We start from the raw sequence: 17,810 nt of genomic DNA, 5'->3' as shown, positions 1-17,810 counted from the left end.
GGACCCGGCGACACAAGGAGCCAGCCCATGAGCTTCGCCTTGTCCTGCCCGCGCTCCCCCGGCCGCCGCCGGTGAGGCCCGACCTCGCCCGCGCCCTCGCCGAGCGGGCCCACGCCTTCGTCGTCTCCGGCGCCATGGACAGCGAGCGCACCAACCCGTGCGCCTGCGGCGGCCCTGAGGTCGAGCACGCCGGGACCGCGCACCGTGGCGGGCACCCGGGCACCGGCTGCCGCCGCTACCGGCCCGACACCGCGTACCAGCTCGCCGCGCGCGCCGTCGACAACGCCGACACCCACCCGCTCGACGACGTGGACGCCTACCTGACCGGCCTGTACCCGCGCCCCACCCCGGCGCCTGGCGGCCACGGAGTCGGCCCCTCGGACTACCTGGGGTGCCGCAAGGCCATCCAGCTCCGCGAGGCGCCGCCGCCCGGCATGGTCCGCAACGACGTCGACATGTTCGCCGCCCGCGCCGGGTCCGGCTGGCACGAGCTGACCCGCCTCGCCCGCGAGAAGCAGTACCCGTGGCGGGAGTACGAGCACGAGGTGGCCATCCCCGGCCTGGACCGCGTCGGCCGGCTCGACGAGTACGACGGGGTCCTGGCCCGGGTGAAGGACCTGAAGTTCCCCGGCGAGCACACCTGGAACGACCTGGCCGACGGCCCCGACCCCGCGCACCGCGGACAGGGCCACATCTACGGCCTGGGCATGCGCGCCCAGGGGCGGCCCGTCGACACCGTCGAGATCGAGTACATGCACCGCATGGAGGGCGAGGTCGAGCGGTTCCCCGAGCCCTACGACGAGGGCACGGCCGAGGAAGCGCTCGACTGGCTGTCGGGCGTGAACTTCGCGCTCGACGTCGGCGCCGAAATGGAACGTGACAGAGGCGGTCCCAGCAGCGACGTGATCTGCGAGCGGTTCTGCCCGGTGCGCGACCACTGCTGGAACGTCGCGGCGGCGAAGGCCGCCGGGCGCTCCCCCGAGTCGTACACGATCCTCGGCGCCGAGCCCGAGCAGCGTCACGCGGTGTGGGCCGCCGAGCGGGCCCTGAGCTTCAAGCGGGACCGTGCCGAAGCCAAGACCGAGTACACGCGGGCGCACAGCCTGCTGGTCGGCCTGCACAACGGCCGCTACGGCGACGTCCTGGTGACCAACAAGTCGCGGAAGATGCCCGAGCACGAGAAGTGGGCCAAGGCCGTGAAGGCGGCGCTGGACGACGGGGCCACCGCCGAGCAGCTCCAGAAGATCCCGCTGACCTACCGGTGGGACCACTGGGTGGAGGTCAAGCCGGTCCGTGCCGCGGACCTGGACGCCGAGGAAGCCGCCGCGCGCGCCGCCGAGGCCGCCGACGCCGAAGTCATCGACCTACAGAAGGCCGGCGCGGCATGAGCGCGCCGCACACCAGCATCCCGGGGGACCAGATGGCCCAAGACCCGCTCGCCGACGCCGAACGCGCCGCGTTCTGCGCCTACGGCACCATGCGCACCGCCAACGAGGTCGGCAAGCTCAAGGCCGCGCTGGTCGCGCACCGCAACGTGCTCGCCGCGCACGGCCTGCTGCGCGACGAGACGACGTTCACCCCCGACGCGGCGGCGCAGGCCGCCAAGCTCCTGGCGGGGGAGTCGGGGATGTACGACATGCGGGCCGGGCAGTGGCAGATGCTGCTGTACTCCACCGCCGAGGTCCAGTTCGCCTACGCCAAGGCCCTCGCGCAGGCCCAGCCGGAGGAGGAGGGGCACCGTCGCGACCTCACGCACGCCCGCCGCATCCTGCTCACGATCATCGGTGAGAGGAGCGCTGAGGAGCCCGCCGACGACACCCCAGCCGCGTCCGCTACCGGCCCCGCCAACGAGCCCGCCAACGAGCCCGCCGGCGACCCCCAGGAGGCCCCCAAGGTCGCCGATCAGGGGGGTGACCTGCGGTGACGTCCGCGCCGCGCCACACAACTTCTTGCCCGCAGGTGCGCGACAAGGCGTCACAAAGCCGGTACGGTTGGCCCCGGCCGCCCTACGGACGTAGGGATCACGGCAGGCATGCAGGACAACTGAAAACGAAGACGGCGACGATCGGCTCAGGACCCTCGGGCTGGCAACCCACAGAGGATCTTCAGCGAACCGTCGCCGCCGTTCCGCCCCAGACCGGACTTGGACCTCCGGGCCGGGCGGACTCATCGGATCATCGCTTGGAAAGGCGTAGCAATATGTCTGATCCGACGCGTCCGGGACTGAGCGTACCCGGAACCACGTCGTCTGCAACACTCGACACCCAAATTGGTGCCGATTCGACTCCCGCGATCACTCGCCGTGACCGCAAAATCGCATTTATGCGACGGGCCGAGGCCCTATGCGGTGAACAGGCGACCGCGCAGTTGTCGCTGCTGCGGTACATGCTCTCCCGCTCCAACGGCGCGTTCGTGTGCCCCATGGGCCACCGGCGCCTCGCCGACCACCGCGGCGTCCACCGCCGCACCGTGCAGCGCCAGCTCTTCGCACTCACGCAGGCAGGGCTGCTGCACGCCGAGCACGAGATGGTCGACGGCCGCGCCCGCGCCCGGTACGTCCTGCACGTCGAGGCGGTAACCGCATGAGCCTCGACGCGATGATCTGGGCCGCCAAGGACGCCCCGACCGCCGACGCGCATGAGCGCTGCATCCTAAGCGCGCTCGCCGAGACCGCCGACGACGACGGCTGCGCCGCGTTCCTGTCCAAGGACACCCTCGCCAACATCGCGCACTGCGACCCCAAGACGGTGCAGCGCAAGATCGGCGACATGGTCAAGCGCCGACTCCTGGCGCTCGGAGACCAGTCCGCCGCCGACTACCTGCCGAAGAACCGGCGCCCCAAGGTGTACGACCTGCTGATCCCGTACGCCTGGTTCGGCAGCAAGATCGCTCGGGTAAACGACGACCGGCTCCGCCGCGGCCGTGGCCCGCTGGTGCCCGAGGACCGGCCGGCGATTGCGCCGCCGCCGCCGAAGGTGGAGCGCAGCGACAAGGGCAAGTCGAACCCGGCCCGCCGCCCCAAGAGCCTCGGACCCCGCCCTGACCAGGAAGAACAGCCCTGGGGGGACTCAGAATCCCCCCAGGACGAGACCGGCCAGGGGGGATTGTCAATCCCAGCTGGGGGGATTACCAATCCCGCCAGGGGGGATTCAGAATCCCCCGAACCACAAGTACGGAACCAGAAACATGAACCCCCTCACCCCCCTTCGGGGGGTGAGTACGCGCACGCCCCCGCGAGCGCGGACACGCGTACGCGCGAGGGAGCCCCCGCCGCTGAGCACGGCGCGGCCGAGCAGGACACGCTCGACGGCGGCCCCGCCGCCGCCTCGAAGCGAAAGCCGTCGCGCAAGCAGCCGTGGCCCGGCCGGTTCGAGCCGGACGCGGCGCAGCGGGCGTGGGCGGCCAAGCACTACCCGACGGTGGACCTCGAGTTGCAGATCGCCGAGTTCAACGCCTACTGGGACCAGCCGGAGTTCGCGCAGGTCACCCGGGATTGGCCGGCGACGTGGCGGACGAACGTCAAGCAGACCGCCGAGCGCGGGCAGCGGCGCCGCCAGGCGGGCCCGCCGCCGACCGAGCAGGAGCTTGCGGCGGTGCGGCCGCTGGCCGAACGCTGGTGGCGCTGGTGCGTCGAGAACGGCCGGATCTTCGGCGAGCAGCAGTCCGCGCTGGAGGCCCGGCTGGTGGAGTTCGCCCGCGCCGGGGCGACGGAGGGGCAGCTCGCGCAGGCGCTGTGGGCGTGCCAGGAGCCGGTGCCGCCGCCGTGGAAGGTCGCCAAGGCGCTGCGCGGCGAGATCGCGCCGCCCCAGCCCGGCGGCGCGGCGGCGCAGTCGTCGACCACCGACCAGCGCGTCGCGCAGGTGGAGGAGGTCGCCGCCCGGATGCGCGAGAAGCTGGCCGCGCAGCGCGCCGGGCTGCCCACACCGGACATGCCCGGCGTGCCGCTGTCGACCACCGACCAGCGGGTCTCGGAGGTGGCGGACGTCGCGGCGCGCATGCGCGCCAAGCTCGCGGCCGAGCGCGGCAGCGGCCAGGCCGCGATCGAGGGGGGGGCCGCGTGCTGACCCCGGACCGGATCACCGAAGACGTCATCTCGATGGTGGCGCGGGTCCTGCAGTACGCCGCCGCGTTCGACCAGCGCAAAGTCGGCGAGGCCGACATCACCGCGTGGTCGCTGGCGGTGGGGGACATGCGTGAGGACGCGCTGACCGAAGCCGTGGTCGCGTACTACTGCGAGACCGGCACCGACGAGCGCACCGGCCGCCGCCCGTTCATCATGCCCGCCGACGTGATCAAGCGGGTGAAGGCGGCGCGGGAGGCCGCCATCGCCCACGACGTGCAGAACGCCATCGCGCCCATCACGCGGACCGAGGCGAACGGGTTCATCGCCGAGCTGCGGGCCCGCACCGGGCAGGCCGCCGAGGTGCGGCGGCCCCCAGCGTGTGACCTGCCCAAGGAGATCACCCCGCCCAAGTACGTCGGCAAGCCCGGCCAGGCCGGGTTCGAGGTGGCCGAGCCGCGCCCCGAGACGGCCGAGGTCCGCAGGCAGCTCAAGACGATCCGGCACCGCCCGGCCGCCGCCGACGAGGACCGCGAGCTGGGGCACGCCCGCGCGCTGCTGGCGCTGGTGCCCGACCGCGACGAATGGGAGGCCAAGGCGGTGGAGGCGCTGGGCGGCGCCGCCGAGTCCCGCGCCGTGACGTTGAAGGCCGCGGAGCTGCTGCGCGAGCACGACCGCGCCGCGCACACCGAGCACCGGGAGGCATCGTGACCGCCGACGCACGCAAGGCGGCGCTGCTGGAAGCGCTGCACATGGCCCCGACCCGCGACTGGGACGACATTGTCAACGCCGCCCGGTGCCTGCGCGCCGAGCGGGACGAGCTGCGGCGCTGCATCGGCGCCGCGCTGCCCGGTCTGGTGCGGGTGGCCGGGTATGTGTCGCGGGGCCGCGGATTCGTGGACGTGGAGCCCTACCCCGACGGCGCGGCCCGGGTTGCGCTGGGTGCGCTCGACGACCGGACGCTGCGGGCCGCCACCGCCGCCGGGCACCGGGAGGCGCCGTGATCACCGTGCGGCGCTGGAACGCCGACAAGGCGCACCGCTGCCCTGAGTGCCACACCGTGGTGGACACCGGCGCGCCGGCGACGTGGCGGGCGGTGTACGAGTGCTGCCGCTGCCGCACCCGGTTCGCGCGCTGGCCCGCCCTGGCGATGGTGCTGCCGCTGCGCACGTGCGCCGACATCCCGGCGGGCGTGTGCCCCCACCAGCCCGCCGACGGCCGCCCCGGCGGCCTGGAGACCAAGGGGGCCCGGTGAGCGGGCCGGTGGACCGGCTGCGCGCCGACCTGCGCGCCTGCATCGACGCCGCAGGCCGCCATCAGACCACCGTCGCCGCCGACCTGCGCGTCACCCGCAAGCATCTGTGCGCGATGCTCACCGGCCGCGCGAACCTCACCTTGGACTGGGCCGAGCGGATCGCCGCGGCGTGCGGGCACGAGGTCGTGGTGACGGTGCAGCCCGCCGGCGACCGGCGGCAGGTGACGTTGCCGCTGGCCGACGTGGCGTTCCTGTACTCGTGGGCGGCCGAGGGCCTCGACGATCTGCCGCCCGACAAGCTGCCGCCCGAACCGCACCTGACGGCGGCCCGCGCCCGCATCGACCGCATCGGCGACCGGCTGCGCGCCGCGAACTGAATGAACGACGTCGCGGTCTGCCCGCACCCTTGCCGCGCGATCCCGCGCTGGGCAGGCCGCGACGTTACCCCGAACGTGAAGGTAGGCCCGGTAGAAGCACCCGGGCCCCATTCAAGGAGCCGCCGAATGTGTATCTACTTCCCGCTGCTGGACGAGGCCACCGAACGGTGGGGCCTGGCCTGCACGCTGCACGGCGACCACCCGTGGCCGTGCCCGTTCGACACCCACACCGTCGCCGGCCTGCCCCTGCTTCCCTGCGGCCCGGCCGAGGGCGCCGGCGACGTGCACGTCGACCGGCTCCCCACCCGTGAGGCGGCGCTCGCCTACGCCCGGTCCCGCACCCACGGGGAGCGGCCCATCGTCGTGCACGCCGGGAGCCGCGGCTTCGGCGACCACCCGCTGCACCAGCCGACCCGCTCGTGCTGGTGCGGCCCGGAGGTGACCCGGTGAACACCGCCGAACGCGCCGCGCTGGCCGCCACCGTCATCGGCGCCGAGCGCCGCGCCCGCCTCATCGAGCGCCAGGCCGACGTCCTGGCGCTGGAGCACGGCATGCCGCTGGACCGGGCCCGCCGCTACGCCGAGAACCAGGTGGACGAGGCGCACGCCGCCGTCGTCCTGGCCGTGGGGCAGGTGTGGTCGCGGCCCGAGGGCGTCCGCGTGCGCGGCGCCGCCCTGGCGGGGGCCTGCATCGCCGCCGACTCCTACACCGTGCTCGGGTTCGAGCAGCCCGGCCCGTCCGGGCAGGTGATGGTGCGGATCGGGGAGGGGTCGTGGGTGTCCATCGACACCTTCGAGTCGATGTGGCTGACCGCCTGGCCCGCCGAGCACACCGCGCGCAACGAGCCGCACCCCCTCACCGTGACCGGCGTCCTCCTCGAAGACGCCGCCGTCGAGGAGGAAGACGCCCGAACCGAGGAGGACGGCGCCGACGCCGGCGACGGGTTCGACCCCCGGGCCGTGTGGTTCATCGCCTACCGCACCGGCGAGGCCGGCTTCGGGATCGGAGAGGGCCTGCCGCTGCTGTCGGCCCCCTACCGCGCGCAGAACTGGAAGAAGCCCGGATACGAGCCGTTCTACGGCAACGCCCTGGACGTGCCCGCCTACATCGCCGAGCACCTGGCCGACTACCGCGCCGCCTGGCCCGACTACCGCGACCGGTGGAACGGCGACGACAGCGCCTTCGACTCGTTCAACGAGCTGGACCGCGGCTGCGAATGCGACGTGCGGGTGGCCGCCTACATCGGCTGGTGGCTGTGGCAGCGGGTCCGCTCCGACGTCGTCGCCGAGTATGGCGGCACCGTCGACGACTACGAGGTCCATCACCCGTGGGGCCCGGCCAAGGCCGACGCCGTCCTGGCCGCCGCGCCGCACGCCGACCCCGAGTGGAACATTCCCGCCGACCACTCGCTGGCGCAGTGCGACGGGCAGACCTCCCTCGGAGGGCTGCACGGTGAGTGACCGGAACGCCGCCGCCCCGGCCGCTGCCGCCACTGTTAGTGACGGCCCGGGGGAGCAGAGTGCGGGTGACCACACCGCCCACCAGCTTTACGAAGTAAAGGTAGGGAGCGGTGAGGGTCGACCGGCCACCGTCCTCGGCCGGATCTACCTCGACCACGGCGACAAGCTCGCCGGCGACCGCGTCCCGCCCGAGCCGGTGACGGTCCTCATCGCATATACCGGCAGGTCCGCGCGGCCCTCAGCTCCCGTGTGGCCGTGGCTGCACTGGACGGCCGCCCCCAGGGCGGGCGGGCCGCTGAACGTCGCGGTGCGTCGAGCCCGCGGCGACATAACGGTGCTCCCGACCCGGCGGGGCCGGTACTGGCGGCTGCGGATCCCCCGCGAGCCCGTCGACCTGGACGCGGTCTTCCACGCCTACGGCGGGTGCCTGCACCGCGGCTGCACCTGGCCGGGGTGCCCCGCGCTGATGGACGCCGTCTCCAACTCGATCGGCGACCCGGGCGCCGTGCGCGGCTGGGTCCGCGTGCACGGCTGGGGGATGTGTGCACGGCACTCGAAGGTGTGGACGCACAGCGCACACTTCCCGTACTGGGAGCGCGACCGTGCAGGGCCGGTGATGGTGTGCACGTGCGGGGAGTCCTTGCACGGCGAGACGCTCGGCGCCGTGCACACCGCCTACCGTGCACACCTCGCGGGCTTGGGGGAGTAGCCGGTGCCGTGCCCGTCCCTGCGAGACCGTCGCCTCTCGCAGGGACGTGCGGGCAGTCAGTCGCCCATGGCCATCAGTTCGCCGGTCGCGGTGTGCAGCTTGACGTCCTCGGCAGCCGCTGCGAGCGCGGACATCGCCTTGACCAGCCCCTGCCCGGCGGTCGTGAGTTCGCCGTCTGGCCGGTGCGGGTCCGAGGCGGCGTGTGCAGCCTTGACCATGCCCGACAGCGCGGCGGCCGTCAGCCGGATGGTGCGCATCAGGGTGTCGCCGGACCCGACGTTGTCCTCCCGCTTGATGGGGCCGGGGAAGTCCAGGGCGCCGAGCACTCCGGCGAGCCGGGTCGCCTGCCAGTTGATCAGCGCCAGCTCGTCGGTGACGGACCGGCAGTTGATCCCGGCGAAGGCCATCAGCGACGCCTGGGTGATGTGCTCCCAGGTCTCCTTGTCGGTCTCTCCGTTGGCGGCCGCGCTGACCCGGTAGGCGTCCTCGGCGCGGGATGCGTGCGCCTGGACGCAGCCGGCGAGCGCGTGTGCCATCTGCATTGCCTGGTAGTTCGGCTCCGCGCCCGGGTCGAGCTGCACGATCATCCCGAACGGGGCCAGCAGGTCGACCAGCTCCTTCAGGCCGATGACCTTGTCCATGTACTCGCCCGGCTGCTTCCTCTGCGCCATCCCCGGCCACCCCTTCTCTCGACAGTCCCGGATCACCGGGCGAGGCGAGGCTATCGAGCGCAATCGGCTCCTACCGGGACAACACCACAACCGGGTCCGAACGGACCTGCCCACGCCAGACCGTCGGTGCCGCGCAGCGCCGGCGACGGCCTGGCCCTGCCGTGGAACACGCCGCACTCCTTGCGATGATTGTTAACCGACCCCACAATGGGTTGGAGGGGCCCCGGTAGAAGCACCCGGGGCGATCGCAAGGGAGCACCAATGCCCACCACCGCGCACACCACGGCGCCCGTGCACGCCTGCACGGGCGCCGTGCGCACACCGCCGCCCGCGCACGAGACCGTGTGCACGGCGCCGTGCGCGCACACCCGCCGGGCCGTGCACAGGCCCGCGCACACCCGCGTGCACGCCACCGTGCACAGGGCGGCGCACACCGCCGTGCACGGCGCCGCGCACACCCGCCCATGCACGACCAGGGTGTGCACGCACACCCTCTCCCGCACGCTGTGCACGCCGCTGACCTGCATGCACACCGCCGCGTGCACGCCGCGCCGCCCGTGCACGCACAGCCGCAGGCGTGCTCGGTGAGCGCCGCACGGTGCCCCGGATGCGACCGCGGGTTCGGGCCCGACGTGCCCGACGGCGAAGGCTGCACATGCGGGCGGCTGTGGTCCTGGGGAGCCCACCCGACGATCGAGGAGTGGCGGCTGATCCGCAGCCTGCTGGCGGGCCGCTCGCAGCAGCACTGCGAGCGGTGCGGGGTGTACCTGGACGGCCGCACCATGACCACCACGGCGACCGTCCACCACCGCAACCCGCGCGGCATGGGCGGAACAACCGACCCCGCAATCAACCACCTGTGCAACATGGTCCTTCTGTGCGGCGGGAAGCTCGGCGGAGTCGTCGGATGCCACGGCGACACCGAGTCCGACCGGGCGGTCGCCGAGGCAACCGGGTGGCTGGTGCCGATGGGCATGGACCCCGCCCGCGTCCCGATCGTGCTGGGGTCGGGGCGGCGCGTCCTGCTGCTGACCGACGTCCCCGAGTACGCCCGCCCGGCCGACGGCGTCGAGTACTTCCTGAACCGGCGGGCGTCGTGACGGCCGCGGGTCGGCCGCTGGCCGTCAACTTCGGGCTCGGTGCCGACTCGGGCGGCTGGGTGCTGCTGCTACTGAGCGTGCTCGCCGAGCAGGGGCCCGGCCCGCAGGCGGCGGAGCGGCTGGGGCTGCCCGCCGACACCGACCTGTCGCGCGTCGTGGTCGTCACCGCGATGACCGGGTCGGAGCACCCCGACACCGTCGCGCTCGTGGAGGAGCACATCCTGCCGCGGCTGGCCGCCGCCGGCCTGCCCTACGCGCAGGTGGCCCGGCCCCGGGGCGGCGGCCAGGGCGAGGTGACGGTGCTGGAGTTGTCCACGAGCCCGTCCCGGCTGCACGCCGACGGCGACCTGCGGCTGTACGAGGAGATGACGCGGGCCGGGACGGTGCCGACCACCGGACTCGTCCGTAAATGCTCGATCCATGCGAAGGGGTGGCCGACCGATGCGTTCCTGGACGGTTACTTCGGCGGGGAGCCGTTCTACCAGGTGATGGGGTTCGAGGACTCCAAGCACGAGCGGCGCCGCGCCAAGCGCGACGCGGCCGACGGCGACAGCGCGACCCGCACCGGCGTCTACCCGCTCATCACGCTCGGGTGGGACCGGGCCCGGTGCCTGGCGTACATCGCCGAGCAGACCGGCGCCACGTGGCGCAAGTCAGCGTGCGGCTTTTGTCCGTTTCGGATGACGAACAAGGCGGGGCTCGCCGAGGTCGTCGCCGAGTACCGCGCCCGGCCGGAGCTGGCGGTGGAGGCGCTGGTGATGGAGCACGGCGCCGTCGCCCTGAACCCCTCAATGGGGCTGGTGGCCGGGAAACGGCTGTGGAACATCCTGGCGGCCACGCCCGGCATGGAACCGGCGCTGCTGCTGGCTGAGGAGCACCTGGACGCTGCCGAGTGGGGCGTGTACGAGGTGCGGCGCGCGTTCAAGGCCAAGAAGCGCGAGGACGGCAGCCCCGACCGCACCACCCGCGGATACACCGCCCGCTCGCTCATGCGGCTCGGCCGAGGCACCCGCGCGCAGACCTCCGTCGCGCTGGAGGGCTACGCCGCCGAGTTCGGTATCGCCGTCGACGACATGGACGCCCGATTTCCGCGCGTCTGGCTGGAGCGGCGCGCCATGTCCTTTCCGACGGTGGAGCACCTGCTGGTGGCCGCTCCGGCGTGCGTGGAGGAGAAGCAGGCCCCGGGGTTCGCGACCGCCTGGGCGGCCGCGGACGAGGCCGCCGGCGACGCCGTGGTGTGGATGTCGCTGTAACCCCGACCAACCGATCACACGAAACGATCACACGAAGGGATACACCCCATGGACTGGACCCTGCTCACGCTGGTGCTGGTGTTCATCATCATCGGCTCCGGTTGGCGCCGCTTCGACGACTGGATGGACCACCGCCGGGCCGTGCAGCGGCACCGGCTCGGCATGCTGCCCGACCCGGGGAAGCCAGTGTGCGGCTGCAAGCACCACCTGGCGTTCCACGACCACATCACCGGCCGCTGCAACGGCCCCGCCCAGCAGGCCGTCGACTGGGTGTGGGACGACGAGAACGAGGTGAAGGTGCCGGTGAGGTGGACGTCGGTGCCGTGCCCGTGCCAGCAGTACACCGGCCCCTCGCCGGTCGCCGCGCTGCGCACGCCGCTGGTGCCCGCCCCGATCGTCGCCGCGCCCGGCAACGAGCCCGCCCGCGAGCCTGTCTCCAAGCCCGACAAGGACCCCGGCCTTGAGGAGGAGGTGCCCGCCACGGTGAGCCTGGACAAGGCGCCCGGCGACCCCGCCTGACCTGGGACGACGAAGGGCCCCGACCATGCGGTCGGGGCCCTTCCGTTTTGCCTGGGAGGGGGCGGCTCAGCCGTTCGCCGGCGACGGCGCGGCCGCAGCGGCGCGGGCCTGGCGGATCTCCGCGCACGTCGACCGCGCCATCACCTGCTCGGGGTCGACGACCCTGGTGGCGCAGAAGGAGGCGTGCAGCCCCCGCTCGTCGGCTGGCCGCTGGCCGCCGCCGACCTCCTGGATGGTGGCGATGGCGTCGTCCCAGAACTCCTCGCGGGGCTCGCAGCGGCCCGGCAGCAGGTGCGTGCGGGCGGCGCGGCAGATCTGCTGCCGGTCGCCGGGGCCGCCGGACTCCGACCGGTCGTGGGTGTCGCCGTGCAGATGGCAGCGGGTGCAGTGCCAGGTGGCGATCGGCATGGGGCCGGGCCGGTCGCCGGGCCCGTAGTTGGACAGCCGCGCCGGCCTCCCGGAGATCTCGTACACCACCACCTGCCCCGGCTGGCCGTCGGGGAACGGGTACTCGGCCAGGACGCCGGAGCCGCCGGGGTGCCAGGTGCGGGCCGGGATGAGCTGGTTCCACGGCTGCGCCTCAGGCCATCCTCCGCTGAACAGCCCGTGCTCGCGGAGCTGCTCGAACAGCGCGGGCCCGTCGATGAAGTCCGGGTTCAGGGCGCCGGTGATGACGTCGGCGGGCCCGTGCCAGAACAGCGCGGTCTCCTGGCTCTCCATGCCGGCGACCCCGAACGTGCCCACCGGGCGGTACCGGTCGGGGATGGCGTCGGCGGCCTCGGCGAACCGCGGGTCGTCGGCGTCGACCACTCCGACGAAGGAGATCCGCGTGTACCTGGCGCTCGTGGCGCAGGTGGGGCGGCCGGGTTCGGTGTAGTGCTCGTTGCCCGGTAGGTCAATTACGGGCAACTGGTGGATGTAGGTCGGCATGGTGGGGCTCCCTGAGGGGCGAGTGGGGTCGGGTGACTGGCGGGGTGGTCGTGGACCGTGCCCCGCCCCCGGGGGTTCGCGGCCAAGCGGACCCGGGAGCGGGGCACGGCGTCAAGGGGTCCGCCCGAAGGCGGACAGGATGCGGGTCAGTCGGCTGTCTTCGCGGCGGGGGAGTCCGGCGCGGGGATCGGGTCGCCGGCGAACTCGTCGCGCAGATCCCGGGACCGCTTCGGCGAGCACCGCAGGAACTCGCGGATCGGGTCGGCGGCCGGGTGCGGGTCGATCTGCCCGGCGGCGATCCCGGCCCGCAACTGCTCGCGCAGGTCGTCCATCGACCGGCGCTTGCCCGTCTTGATCGGCGTCACCTTCGGCGCGCTGCGACCCGATCGAGCGGTGCCCTGCGCGGCGTTCGATCGGGTAGTCGATCGGGTGCCGGACCCGGCGTTCGATCGGGTCGGCTTCCCCGTCTCGGTGCCGGTCTGGTTGGCCGGGTGCATCGGGTACGGCGCACCCGCCCCGACCCGATCGATCGGGTCGTTCGATCGGGTCGGCCGACCCGATTCCTGTGCGCCGCCGGACCCGATCGATCGGGTCGATTCCTGCTGGTCAGCGCGAGGATCGAGTGCCCCGCCCGCCCCGAGCGATCGGGTGCCGGGACCGGCGTCGATCGGCATGCTGACCGAGGCGGGCCGGGCGTCGGCGGCGGTCGATCGAGCCGCCGCGACCACCCGATCGATCGGGTCGATCGATCGGGTGGGTTCGGGCCCGTTCGGGTCGGGTGAGGCCAGCTTCATGAACGCCTCCAGCAGCTCGATCACCAGGTGCACCGCGAGCGCCAGCATCAGCGCGGGGATGGCCGAGATGGCGCCGCGAATGATCGGGTGCAGATCGAGGGCGATGGCGCCGTGCGCGTCGGTGTGGCCGGTGGAGTGCGCGGCGTTGCACAGGATTGAGATGACCACGCCGATCACCACGACCGTCCACGGGTACAGCACCCGCTTGCCCGCCTGCAGGCGGCTCATCACCACGGCGGCGACGGCGGCGACGAGGATGGCGCCGTCGACCGACACCGGCATCATCCACGCCCGCGAGTCGCGGATCCGCGCGGCCTTGGCGACGGCGGTGATGGCGTCGAAGGACAGGGAGAAGCTCGTCACCGCCACGGCGAGCGCGCCGAACGCGGCGACCAGGCCGGCGGCGACGCCCAAGCCAAGCTGGACGACCTTCCGCCAGTTGATCTTCCAGCGGGTGGGGCTCATCGGGTTCTCCTCATCGGGATGCTGTACGGGTCGCGGGCGGCCGATTGGTTGGCCGGTGGGTCAGGGGTTTTGGCCGGCGACGAACCTCCCGTCGTAGGGCATGACGCGGCCCTGGTCGACCAGGGCGTAGGCGGCCTGGTAGGTGTCGCGGGTGTCGTCGTGGACGGTGGCGAGCATCGCGGCCAGCGCCTCGAACTGCGGGCGCGCCTCGTGCAGGATCCGCAGTGCCTGCTTGCAGTCGGCGATGAGCGCGGTGTTGCGGTCGTCCTCGTCCTTGGCCAGCTCGGCGGCCAGCCGCGTTGACACGGTGTCGGTGTAGCGGTCGATGAGGCCGATCTGCGCGGTGATGGCGGTGTGCAGCTCCTCCACCTCGCCGAACATCTGCTGGTCGTCGCGCCACTGGGCCGACGTGCCGCGCCAGGGCCGCTGCGCGAGGGCGAAGCACGCGCTGAGCACGCCCCGGTAGGCGTCGGGGTCCAGGCCGGAGGCCAGGCACCGCCCGGCGGTGTGCGACAGGCCGACGGCCAGCTGGTCGGTGTCGACGATCGTCATTGCCTCGGCGGTGTGGCTCATGATCTTCACTTCCTTTCCGTGACTGTGCGTGACGAAGGACGGGACAGGGGATGGGACATCGGGGGTTGGGACAGGGTTGGGACTGCCCCCCTATAGGCAGGGGGTTGTCCCGTCTGTCCCAATGTCCCAACCCCACAGCGGCGACTACTGAGAGTCACTTTCCGCGGATGCGTTGTCGACCAGGAACCAGCGGGCGGCGGCGCCGTTCCCCTCGGAACGCACGACCTTCTCCAGGTCGCGCAGGCGCGCCATCATCCGCCCGGCCGCCTTGCGGCGGGCGCCGTTCTTCTTGCGGGCCGCCTCGCCGTCCTCTTCCACGTCGCCGAGCCCGACCGCCTGCCGGATCTCGGCCATGGAGGCGGGCCCCTTCTTCAGCAGCGCCATCACCGCCGCCCGGTGCTCGGGCGCGATGTCGGTCTGCTCGGCGGCCTGGCGGGCCCGCGCGGCGAACGCCTCGCGGGCCTGCTCCTCGGTGATGCCGAAGTCGGCCGGGTCGGGGATCGGCGTGAGCCGGTCCATGATCGTCTGGTGCCTGGATGCCATTGCGTCACGCTGCGCTTTCAGATCTGGAGGGAGCCCGGCTTCGACCTCGGCGTCCAGCGCCACGAAGTCGGGCGGAGCCGCCGCGGTGACGTCGTCACCGGGCAGAGGGTCACCGGCGGTGCCGGGCGCGGCCCGGCGGCGCGCGCCGCGCGGCGGCGGCGGAGGCTTGCGCTCGCCGTTCTCGTCGGTGGTGGCGGCGACCGTCACCAGCTCCTCGAAGTGGTCGCCGGCCCACTCCACGAGACCGGGTTCCAGGTCCGCCGGGCGGCGGCCCTCGGCGAGCCGGTCGATGTCGGCGAACTCGGTGAGGTTGAACGACCGGCCCATCTCGGTGCGGTTGGCGTCGTCGGCCAGCAGCCACACACCGGGGTGGCCCTCCCCGTAGTTGGACATGTCTGGCGCCTCCAGCCCGAACTCGCCCAGCACGTGCAGCGCCTCGTTCAGCCTCTGCACCTTGCCGAGCGCGAACCGGTCGATGTTGGCGCGAGTGTCGGGCCCACCCAGGTAGGCGGCGGTGCCGCGCTGACCGCACAGGATCATGCCGATCGACTCCGACCGGGACGTGGAGGTCAGGATCGCCAGCGCCGCCTGGAACCGGGGCGCCAGGTCGGGCCGCTTCTTGAACAGCTTGTCGATCTCGTCGATGAGGATCATCACGAGCGGGCGGCCGGGCCCCACCTCGAACACCGGCTGGGCGTTCATCTTCGAGCGGTAGGAAACGGCGTCGGCCCAGAACTCCAGGATCGCCAGCGCCTTGGGGATCTCCTCAGGCCCCAGCGCCGACATGCCCAGCGCGCCGGCCTCGCGCCACCGCAGACCGTCCTTGCCCTTGGCCGGGTCGATCAGCACGGTGAACACGTTGTCGGCGGCCGTGAGCCGCTCCAGCACGTTGTTCAGCAGGACCGTCTTACCCGACCCCTTGATCCCGACGATCACCCAGTGGGCGGCGCCCTGCTTGTTCCACACCACCATCTTCAGCGGGTTGCCGGTGTCGGGGTCCATCCCGATCACCAGCGGCTCGCGCGCGTCGGCGACGGCGGGCAGCTCGATCTCGGCCTCGGCGTCGAGCATCGGGTGCGCCAGCGGCTGGGACCACGGGTCGCGGGTCTTCACCTTGATCTCGATGGCGCCCGGGATGCGGTGCGGGCCGACGTGCACCCGCGTCATCGGGATGCGGTAGTGCTCGGCGATCCGCTCCTGCAGGTCCTTGCTGACGAAGCTGGACGCGCGCTTGCCCGACGGCCGGGTGTCGATCACCAGCTTGAACCCCAGCCGGGTCGGCTCGTGCTTCTGCAGCCGGCACTCCTCCAGGCCGAGCGCGGGCAGCAGCCGCTCGAACGCCTCCTCCTCCTTCCTGTCGGCGATCTTCGTGCGGACACCGTCGTCCATCCGGAAGACCCCGTAGGCGATCGCGTACAGGCCCCAGTAGGCCAGCGACAGCATCCCGTGCGGCCCGGCGCCCAGCCCGTAGTCGGCCGACAGCCCCAGCCACACCCCGGCCGCGCCGATGGCACCGGCCGCCTTGGACGCCAGCACCTCGTCGCCGGTGTTGCGGCGCACGGCCGCGTAGACGCCGAACCCGGCGGCGGCGCCGCCGACGCCGCCCTCCCACCACGGCAGGTCGGCGGCGTGCAGCATCCCGCCGCCCAGGTACAGGGCCGGGGCGATCGCCCACGGCACCCGCTCGGGCGGGCGCGCCTTGAACCAGCGGTAGACGCGGACGGGCCGGGACGGCGGCAGCTCGCGCACGGCGCGGTTCGCCGCAGCGGTCTTGCCGGTCGTCTTGCCGGTGTTCTTGCTGACCGTCTTGCTGATGGTCTTGCGTGCGGGAGCCTTCTTCCCGCTGCCGATGGCGCGCATCACGAGCCTCCTTTTCTTCGATCGCCGAGTCATGGGGTGTGCGGGGCGGCCGGCCTCAGGCGGCCTCGCCGGTCATGAACCGGCCGTTGTAGGGCAGGACCACGCCGTTCGCGCGGGCCTGCATGACCTCCTGGTAGACCGCGACGAACCGGTTGAAAGCCAGCGACATCGCCGCCGCGCACTCCTGCACCGCCTCGCCGGCGACGTTGACCTGCTCCATCGCCGTCGGGTCCAGGCCGATGGTGTTGACGCAGGTCTCGTACAGCCCGACCAGCGCCAGGCTGCGGGCGGCATCGAAGTTGGTCTCGGAGCGGAGCATGCGCAGAAGATCGGTCTCGGACTCGGGGAAGAAGTTCTGGAGCAGCTCCAGGTGCGCGACCGCGGTCTTGTCCATGAACTGCCCCCGGCCACCGCCGGTGCCGCCGTTGCTGCCGTTGTTGTCCGCCACGATGGTTCCCTCCAGGATCTTGGTGTCGTTGGGTGCAGGGGTCGGCGCGGCTTTGGATGCCGCGTCCGGTGCGCCCCTGGGGGAAGGCACGGGCGCCGGAGTCGGAGCCGGCGCCGGGGTTGGCGCCGGAATCGGGTTCGGAGTCGGCGCCGGGGTGGGATCCGGTGCCGGAGCCGGGTTCGGATTGGGAGTCGGGTTCGGGGTCGGCGCTGGGGTCGGGGTCGGGTTCGGTGCGGGCTCCGGGTCTGCCGGTGAGCCCTTGTCGCGGGCCTTGTCTCGGCCGGGGAACCACTGCTCGCGCAGGTCCCGCAGCGCCGCGCGCGGTGAGCGCCGGTGGATCAGCACCCCCGACCGGGGCGCGTTGCGGGTCTTGACCGTGCGCCCTTTGTCCTGCGCCTTTTTCATGTACCGGGCGGCCTTGTCGGCCCGGTACCGGCGGCGGGCGCCGTCGTTCACGGCGTGGACCAGGATGCGGCCCACCACATGCGCGGCGGGACCGGTGGAACGGCTACGGGCCCCGCTGCGGGCGCCAGGCGCCGCGGTGCTACCCCGGGCACCGGTGCCGCTGCGCGACGCGGAGCGGCCGCCACGGGAGCCGGTGGACCGGCCACCGCCCGACGAACGGGCCGCTGCGCCGCCCGACGTGCGGGCCGCCGTGCGGGTCGTGCCGGAGGCGCTGCGGCCGATGGTGCTGCTGTGGTTGGCGTACTCGTGCGCCGCCTTCAGGCCGAACACCACGATGACCAGCGCGGGGATCGCAAAGAGGAAGATCATGTCGGTGCACCTCCTTTGA

21 protein-coding genes are annotated in these 17,810 nt (G+C 72.9%); 15 read left to right on the top strand and 6 right to left on the bottom strand.

Annotation, left to right across the window (positions count from 1 at the left end; translation table 11 throughout):
* Window positions 1-71: 71 nt before the first annotated feature.
* The 11 genes from J4709_RS54970 (at window position 72) to J4709_RS29140 (ending at window position 7,861) form a co-directional block, all read left to right on the top strand.
* Window positions 72-1,388: a hypothetical protein gene (locus tag J4709_RS54970; protein WP_208245068.1), complete on the top strand. Its 1,317-nt coding sequence runs from the start codon at window positions 72-74 to the stop codon at window positions 1,386-1,388.
* A complete protein-coding gene (locus J4709_RS29185) occupies window positions 1,385-1,924 on the top strand; it encodes a hypothetical protein (protein ID WP_208245065.1) in 540 nt (179 codons plus the stop codon). Before J4709_RS54970 ends, J4709_RS29185 begins: the two co-directional genes overlap by 4 nt.
* 398 nt (window positions 1,925-2,322) lie before the next feature.
* A complete protein-coding gene (locus tag J4709_RS29180) occupies window positions 2,323-2,586 on the top strand; it encodes a helix-turn-helix domain-containing protein (RefSeq protein WP_208245063.1) in 264 nt (87 codons plus the stop codon).
* Window positions 2,583-4,064: a hypothetical protein gene (locus J4709_RS29175; protein ID WP_208245061.1), complete on the top strand. Its 1,482-nt coding sequence runs from the start codon at window positions 2,583-2,585 to the stop codon at window positions 4,062-4,064. The genes J4709_RS29180 and J4709_RS29175 overlap by 4 nt, the downstream gene beginning before the upstream one ends.
* Window positions 4,058-4,771 carry a hypothetical protein gene (locus J4709_RS29170; RefSeq protein ID WP_208245059.1) on the top strand — a complete coding sequence of 238 codons (714 nt, stop codon included), beginning with the start codon at window positions 4,058-4,060 and terminating at the stop codon, window positions 4,769-4,771. The genes J4709_RS29175 and J4709_RS29170 overlap by 7 nt, the downstream gene beginning before the upstream one ends.
* Window positions 4,768-5,064, top strand: a complete 297-nt coding sequence (locus tag J4709_RS29165; protein WP_208245057.1) for a hypothetical protein — start codon at window positions 4,768-4,770, stop codon at window positions 5,062-5,064. Before J4709_RS29170 ends, J4709_RS29165 begins: the two co-directional genes overlap by 4 nt.
* Window positions 5,061-5,315: a hypothetical protein gene (locus J4709_RS29160; RefSeq protein ID WP_208245056.1), complete on the top strand. Its 255-nt coding sequence runs from the start codon at window positions 5,061-5,063 to the stop codon at window positions 5,313-5,315. Before J4709_RS29165 ends, J4709_RS29160 begins: the two co-directional genes overlap by 4 nt.
* The gene (locus J4709_RS29155) at window positions 5,312-5,692 is read left to right on the top strand and encodes a helix-turn-helix domain-containing protein (protein ID WP_208245054.1); all 381 of its coding nucleotides are present in this window, start codon (window positions 5,312-5,314) and stop codon (window positions 5,690-5,692) included. Before J4709_RS29160 ends, J4709_RS29155 begins: the two co-directional genes overlap by 4 nt.
* Before the next feature lie 126 nt (window positions 5,693-5,818).
* On the top strand, window positions 5,819-6,142 hold the full coding sequence (locus J4709_RS29150; protein WP_208245052.1) for a hypothetical protein: 324 nt from the start codon (window positions 5,819-5,821) through the stop codon (window positions 6,140-6,142).
* A complete protein-coding gene (locus tag J4709_RS29145) occupies window positions 6,139-7,152 on the top strand; it encodes a hypothetical protein (protein WP_208245050.1) in 1,014 nt (337 codons plus the stop codon). The genes J4709_RS29150 and J4709_RS29145 overlap by 4 nt, the downstream gene beginning before the upstream one ends.
* Window positions 7,145-7,861, top strand: coding sequence for a hypothetical protein (locus tag J4709_RS29140; RefSeq protein WP_208245048.1), 717 nt, complete (start codon window positions 7,145-7,147; stop codon window positions 7,859-7,861). The genes J4709_RS29145 and J4709_RS29140 overlap by 8 nt, the downstream gene beginning before the upstream one ends.
* A 56-nt stretch (window positions 7,862-7,917) precedes the next feature.
* Here the strand turns inward: J4709_RS29140 and J4709_RS29135 are convergent, their stop codons facing one another.
* A complete protein-coding gene (locus J4709_RS29135) occupies window positions 7,918-8,532 on the bottom strand; it encodes a hypothetical protein (protein WP_208245047.1) in 615 nt (204 codons plus the stop codon).
* Window positions 8,533-8,793: 261 nt separating this feature from the next.
* On the opposite strand from J4709_RS29135, the gene J4709_RS29130 reads away from it, so the two are divergent.
* The 4 genes from J4709_RS29130 to J4709_RS29115 are packed head-to-tail and all read left to right on the top strand — an operon-like array spanning window position 8,794 to window position 11,404.
* Entirely contained in the window at window positions 8,794-9,120 is a 327-nt protein-coding gene (locus J4709_RS29130) for a hypothetical protein (protein ID WP_208245046.1), read from the top strand.
* Complete coding sequence (locus J4709_RS29125) at window positions 9,117-9,632, top strand: HNH endonuclease (protein WP_208245045.1); 516 nt, start codon at window positions 9,117-9,119, stop codon at window positions 9,630-9,632. The genes J4709_RS29130 and J4709_RS29125 overlap by 4 nt, the downstream gene beginning before the upstream one ends.
* A complete protein-coding gene (locus J4709_RS29120; RefSeq protein WP_208245044.1) occupies window positions 9,629-10,885 on the top strand; it encodes a hypothetical protein in 1,257 nt (418 codons plus the stop codon). Before J4709_RS29125 ends, J4709_RS29120 begins: the two co-directional genes overlap by 4 nt.
* A 48-nt stretch (window positions 10,886-10,933) precedes the next feature.
* A complete protein-coding gene (locus tag J4709_RS29115; protein WP_208245043.1) occupies window positions 10,934-11,404 on the top strand; it encodes a hypothetical protein in 471 nt (156 codons plus the stop codon).
* 66 nt (window positions 11,405-11,470) lie between these two features.
* Here J4709_RS29115 and J4709_RS29110 read toward each other — a convergent pair whose 3' ends face one another.
* From J4709_RS29110 to J4709_RS29090, 5 genes are all read right to left on the bottom strand, one after another.
* The gene (locus J4709_RS29110; RefSeq protein WP_208245042.1) at window positions 11,471-12,334 is read right to left on the bottom strand and encodes a hypothetical protein; all 864 of its coding nucleotides are present in this window, start codon (window positions 12,332-12,334) and stop codon (window positions 11,471-11,473) included.
* A gap of 146 nt (window positions 12,335-12,480) precedes the next feature.
* The gene (locus J4709_RS29105) at window positions 12,481-13,593 is read right to left on the bottom strand and encodes a DUF2637 domain-containing protein (RefSeq protein WP_208245041.1); all 1,113 of its coding nucleotides are present in this window, start codon (window positions 13,591-13,593) and stop codon (window positions 12,481-12,483) included.
* Window positions 13,594-13,653: 60 nt separating this feature from the next.
* Window positions 13,654-14,166 (bottom strand): hypothetical protein, encoded by a 513-nt coding sequence (locus J4709_RS29100; RefSeq protein ID WP_208245039.1) that lies wholly within the window; start codon window positions 14,164-14,166, stop codon window positions 13,654-13,656.
* A gap of 144 nt (window positions 14,167-14,310) precedes the next feature.
* The gene (locus J4709_RS29095) at window positions 14,311-16,569 is read right to left on the bottom strand and encodes an ATP-binding protein (RefSeq protein WP_208245037.1); all 2,259 of its coding nucleotides are present in this window, start codon (window positions 16,567-16,569) and stop codon (window positions 14,311-14,313) included.
* A 55-nt stretch (window positions 16,570-16,624) separates the two neighbouring features.
* On the bottom strand, window positions 16,625-17,791 hold the full coding sequence (locus J4709_RS29090; protein ID WP_208245028.1) for a hypothetical protein: 1,167 nt from the start codon (window positions 17,789-17,791) through the stop codon (window positions 16,625-16,627).
* Between the last annotated feature and the right edge of the window lie 19 nt (window positions 17,792-17,810).

This window comes from Actinomadura violacea (genome assembly GCF_017573465.1).
Classification (GTDB): domain Bacteria; phylum Actinomycetota; class Actinomycetes; order Streptosporangiales; family Streptosporangiaceae; genus Spirillospora; species Spirillospora violacea.
This window is presented reverse-complemented; position numbering and strand designations above follow the sequence as displayed.

Bases quoted from the DNA above. Each gene is read 5' to 3' on its own strand.
- J4709_RS29185 (WP_208245065.1), top strand. From the start codon at position 1,385: ATGAGCGCGCCGCACACCAGCATCCCGGGGGACCAGATGGCCCAAGAC.
- J4709_RS29180 (WP_208245063.1), top strand. From the start codon at position 2,323: ATGCGACGGGCCGAGGCCCTATGCGGTGAACAGGCGACCGCGCAGTTG.
- J4709_RS29175 (WP_208245061.1), top strand. From the start codon at position 2,583: ATGAGCCTCGACGCGATGATCTGGGCCGCCAAGGACGCCCCGACCGCC.
- J4709_RS29150 (WP_208245052.1), top strand. From the start codon at position 5,819: ATGTGTATCTACTTCCCGCTGCTGGACGAGGCCACCGAACGGTGGGGC.
- J4709_RS29135 (WP_208245047.1), bottom strand. From the start codon at position 8,532: ATGGCGCAGAGGAAGCAGCCGGGCGAGTACATGGACAAGGTCATCGGC.
- J4709_RS29130 (WP_208245046.1), top strand. From the start codon at position 8,794: ATGCCCACCACCGCGCACACCACGGCGCCCGTGCACGCCTGCACGGGC.
- J4709_RS29115 (WP_208245043.1), top strand. From the start codon at position 10,934: ATGGACTGGACCCTGCTCACGCTGGTGCTGGTGTTCATCATCATCGGC.
- J4709_RS29110 (WP_208245042.1), bottom strand. From the start codon at position 12,334: ATGCCGACCTACATCCACCAGTTGCCCGTAATTGACCTACCGGGCAAC.
- J4709_RS29105 (WP_208245041.1), bottom strand. From the start codon at position 13,593: ATGAGCCCCACCCGCTGGAAGATCAACTGGCGGAAGGTCGTCCAGCTT.
- J4709_RS29100 (WP_208245039.1), bottom strand. From the start codon at position 14,166: ATGAGCCACACCGCCGAGGCAATGACGATCGTCGACACCGACCAGCTG.
- J4709_RS29095 (WP_208245037.1), bottom strand. From the start codon at position 16,569: ATGCGCGCCATCGGCAGCGGGAAGAAGGCTCCCGCACGCAAGACCATC.
- J4709_RS29090 (WP_208245028.1), bottom strand. From the start codon at position 17,791: ATGATCTTCCTCTTTGCGATCCCCGCGCTGGTCATCGTGGTGTTCGGC.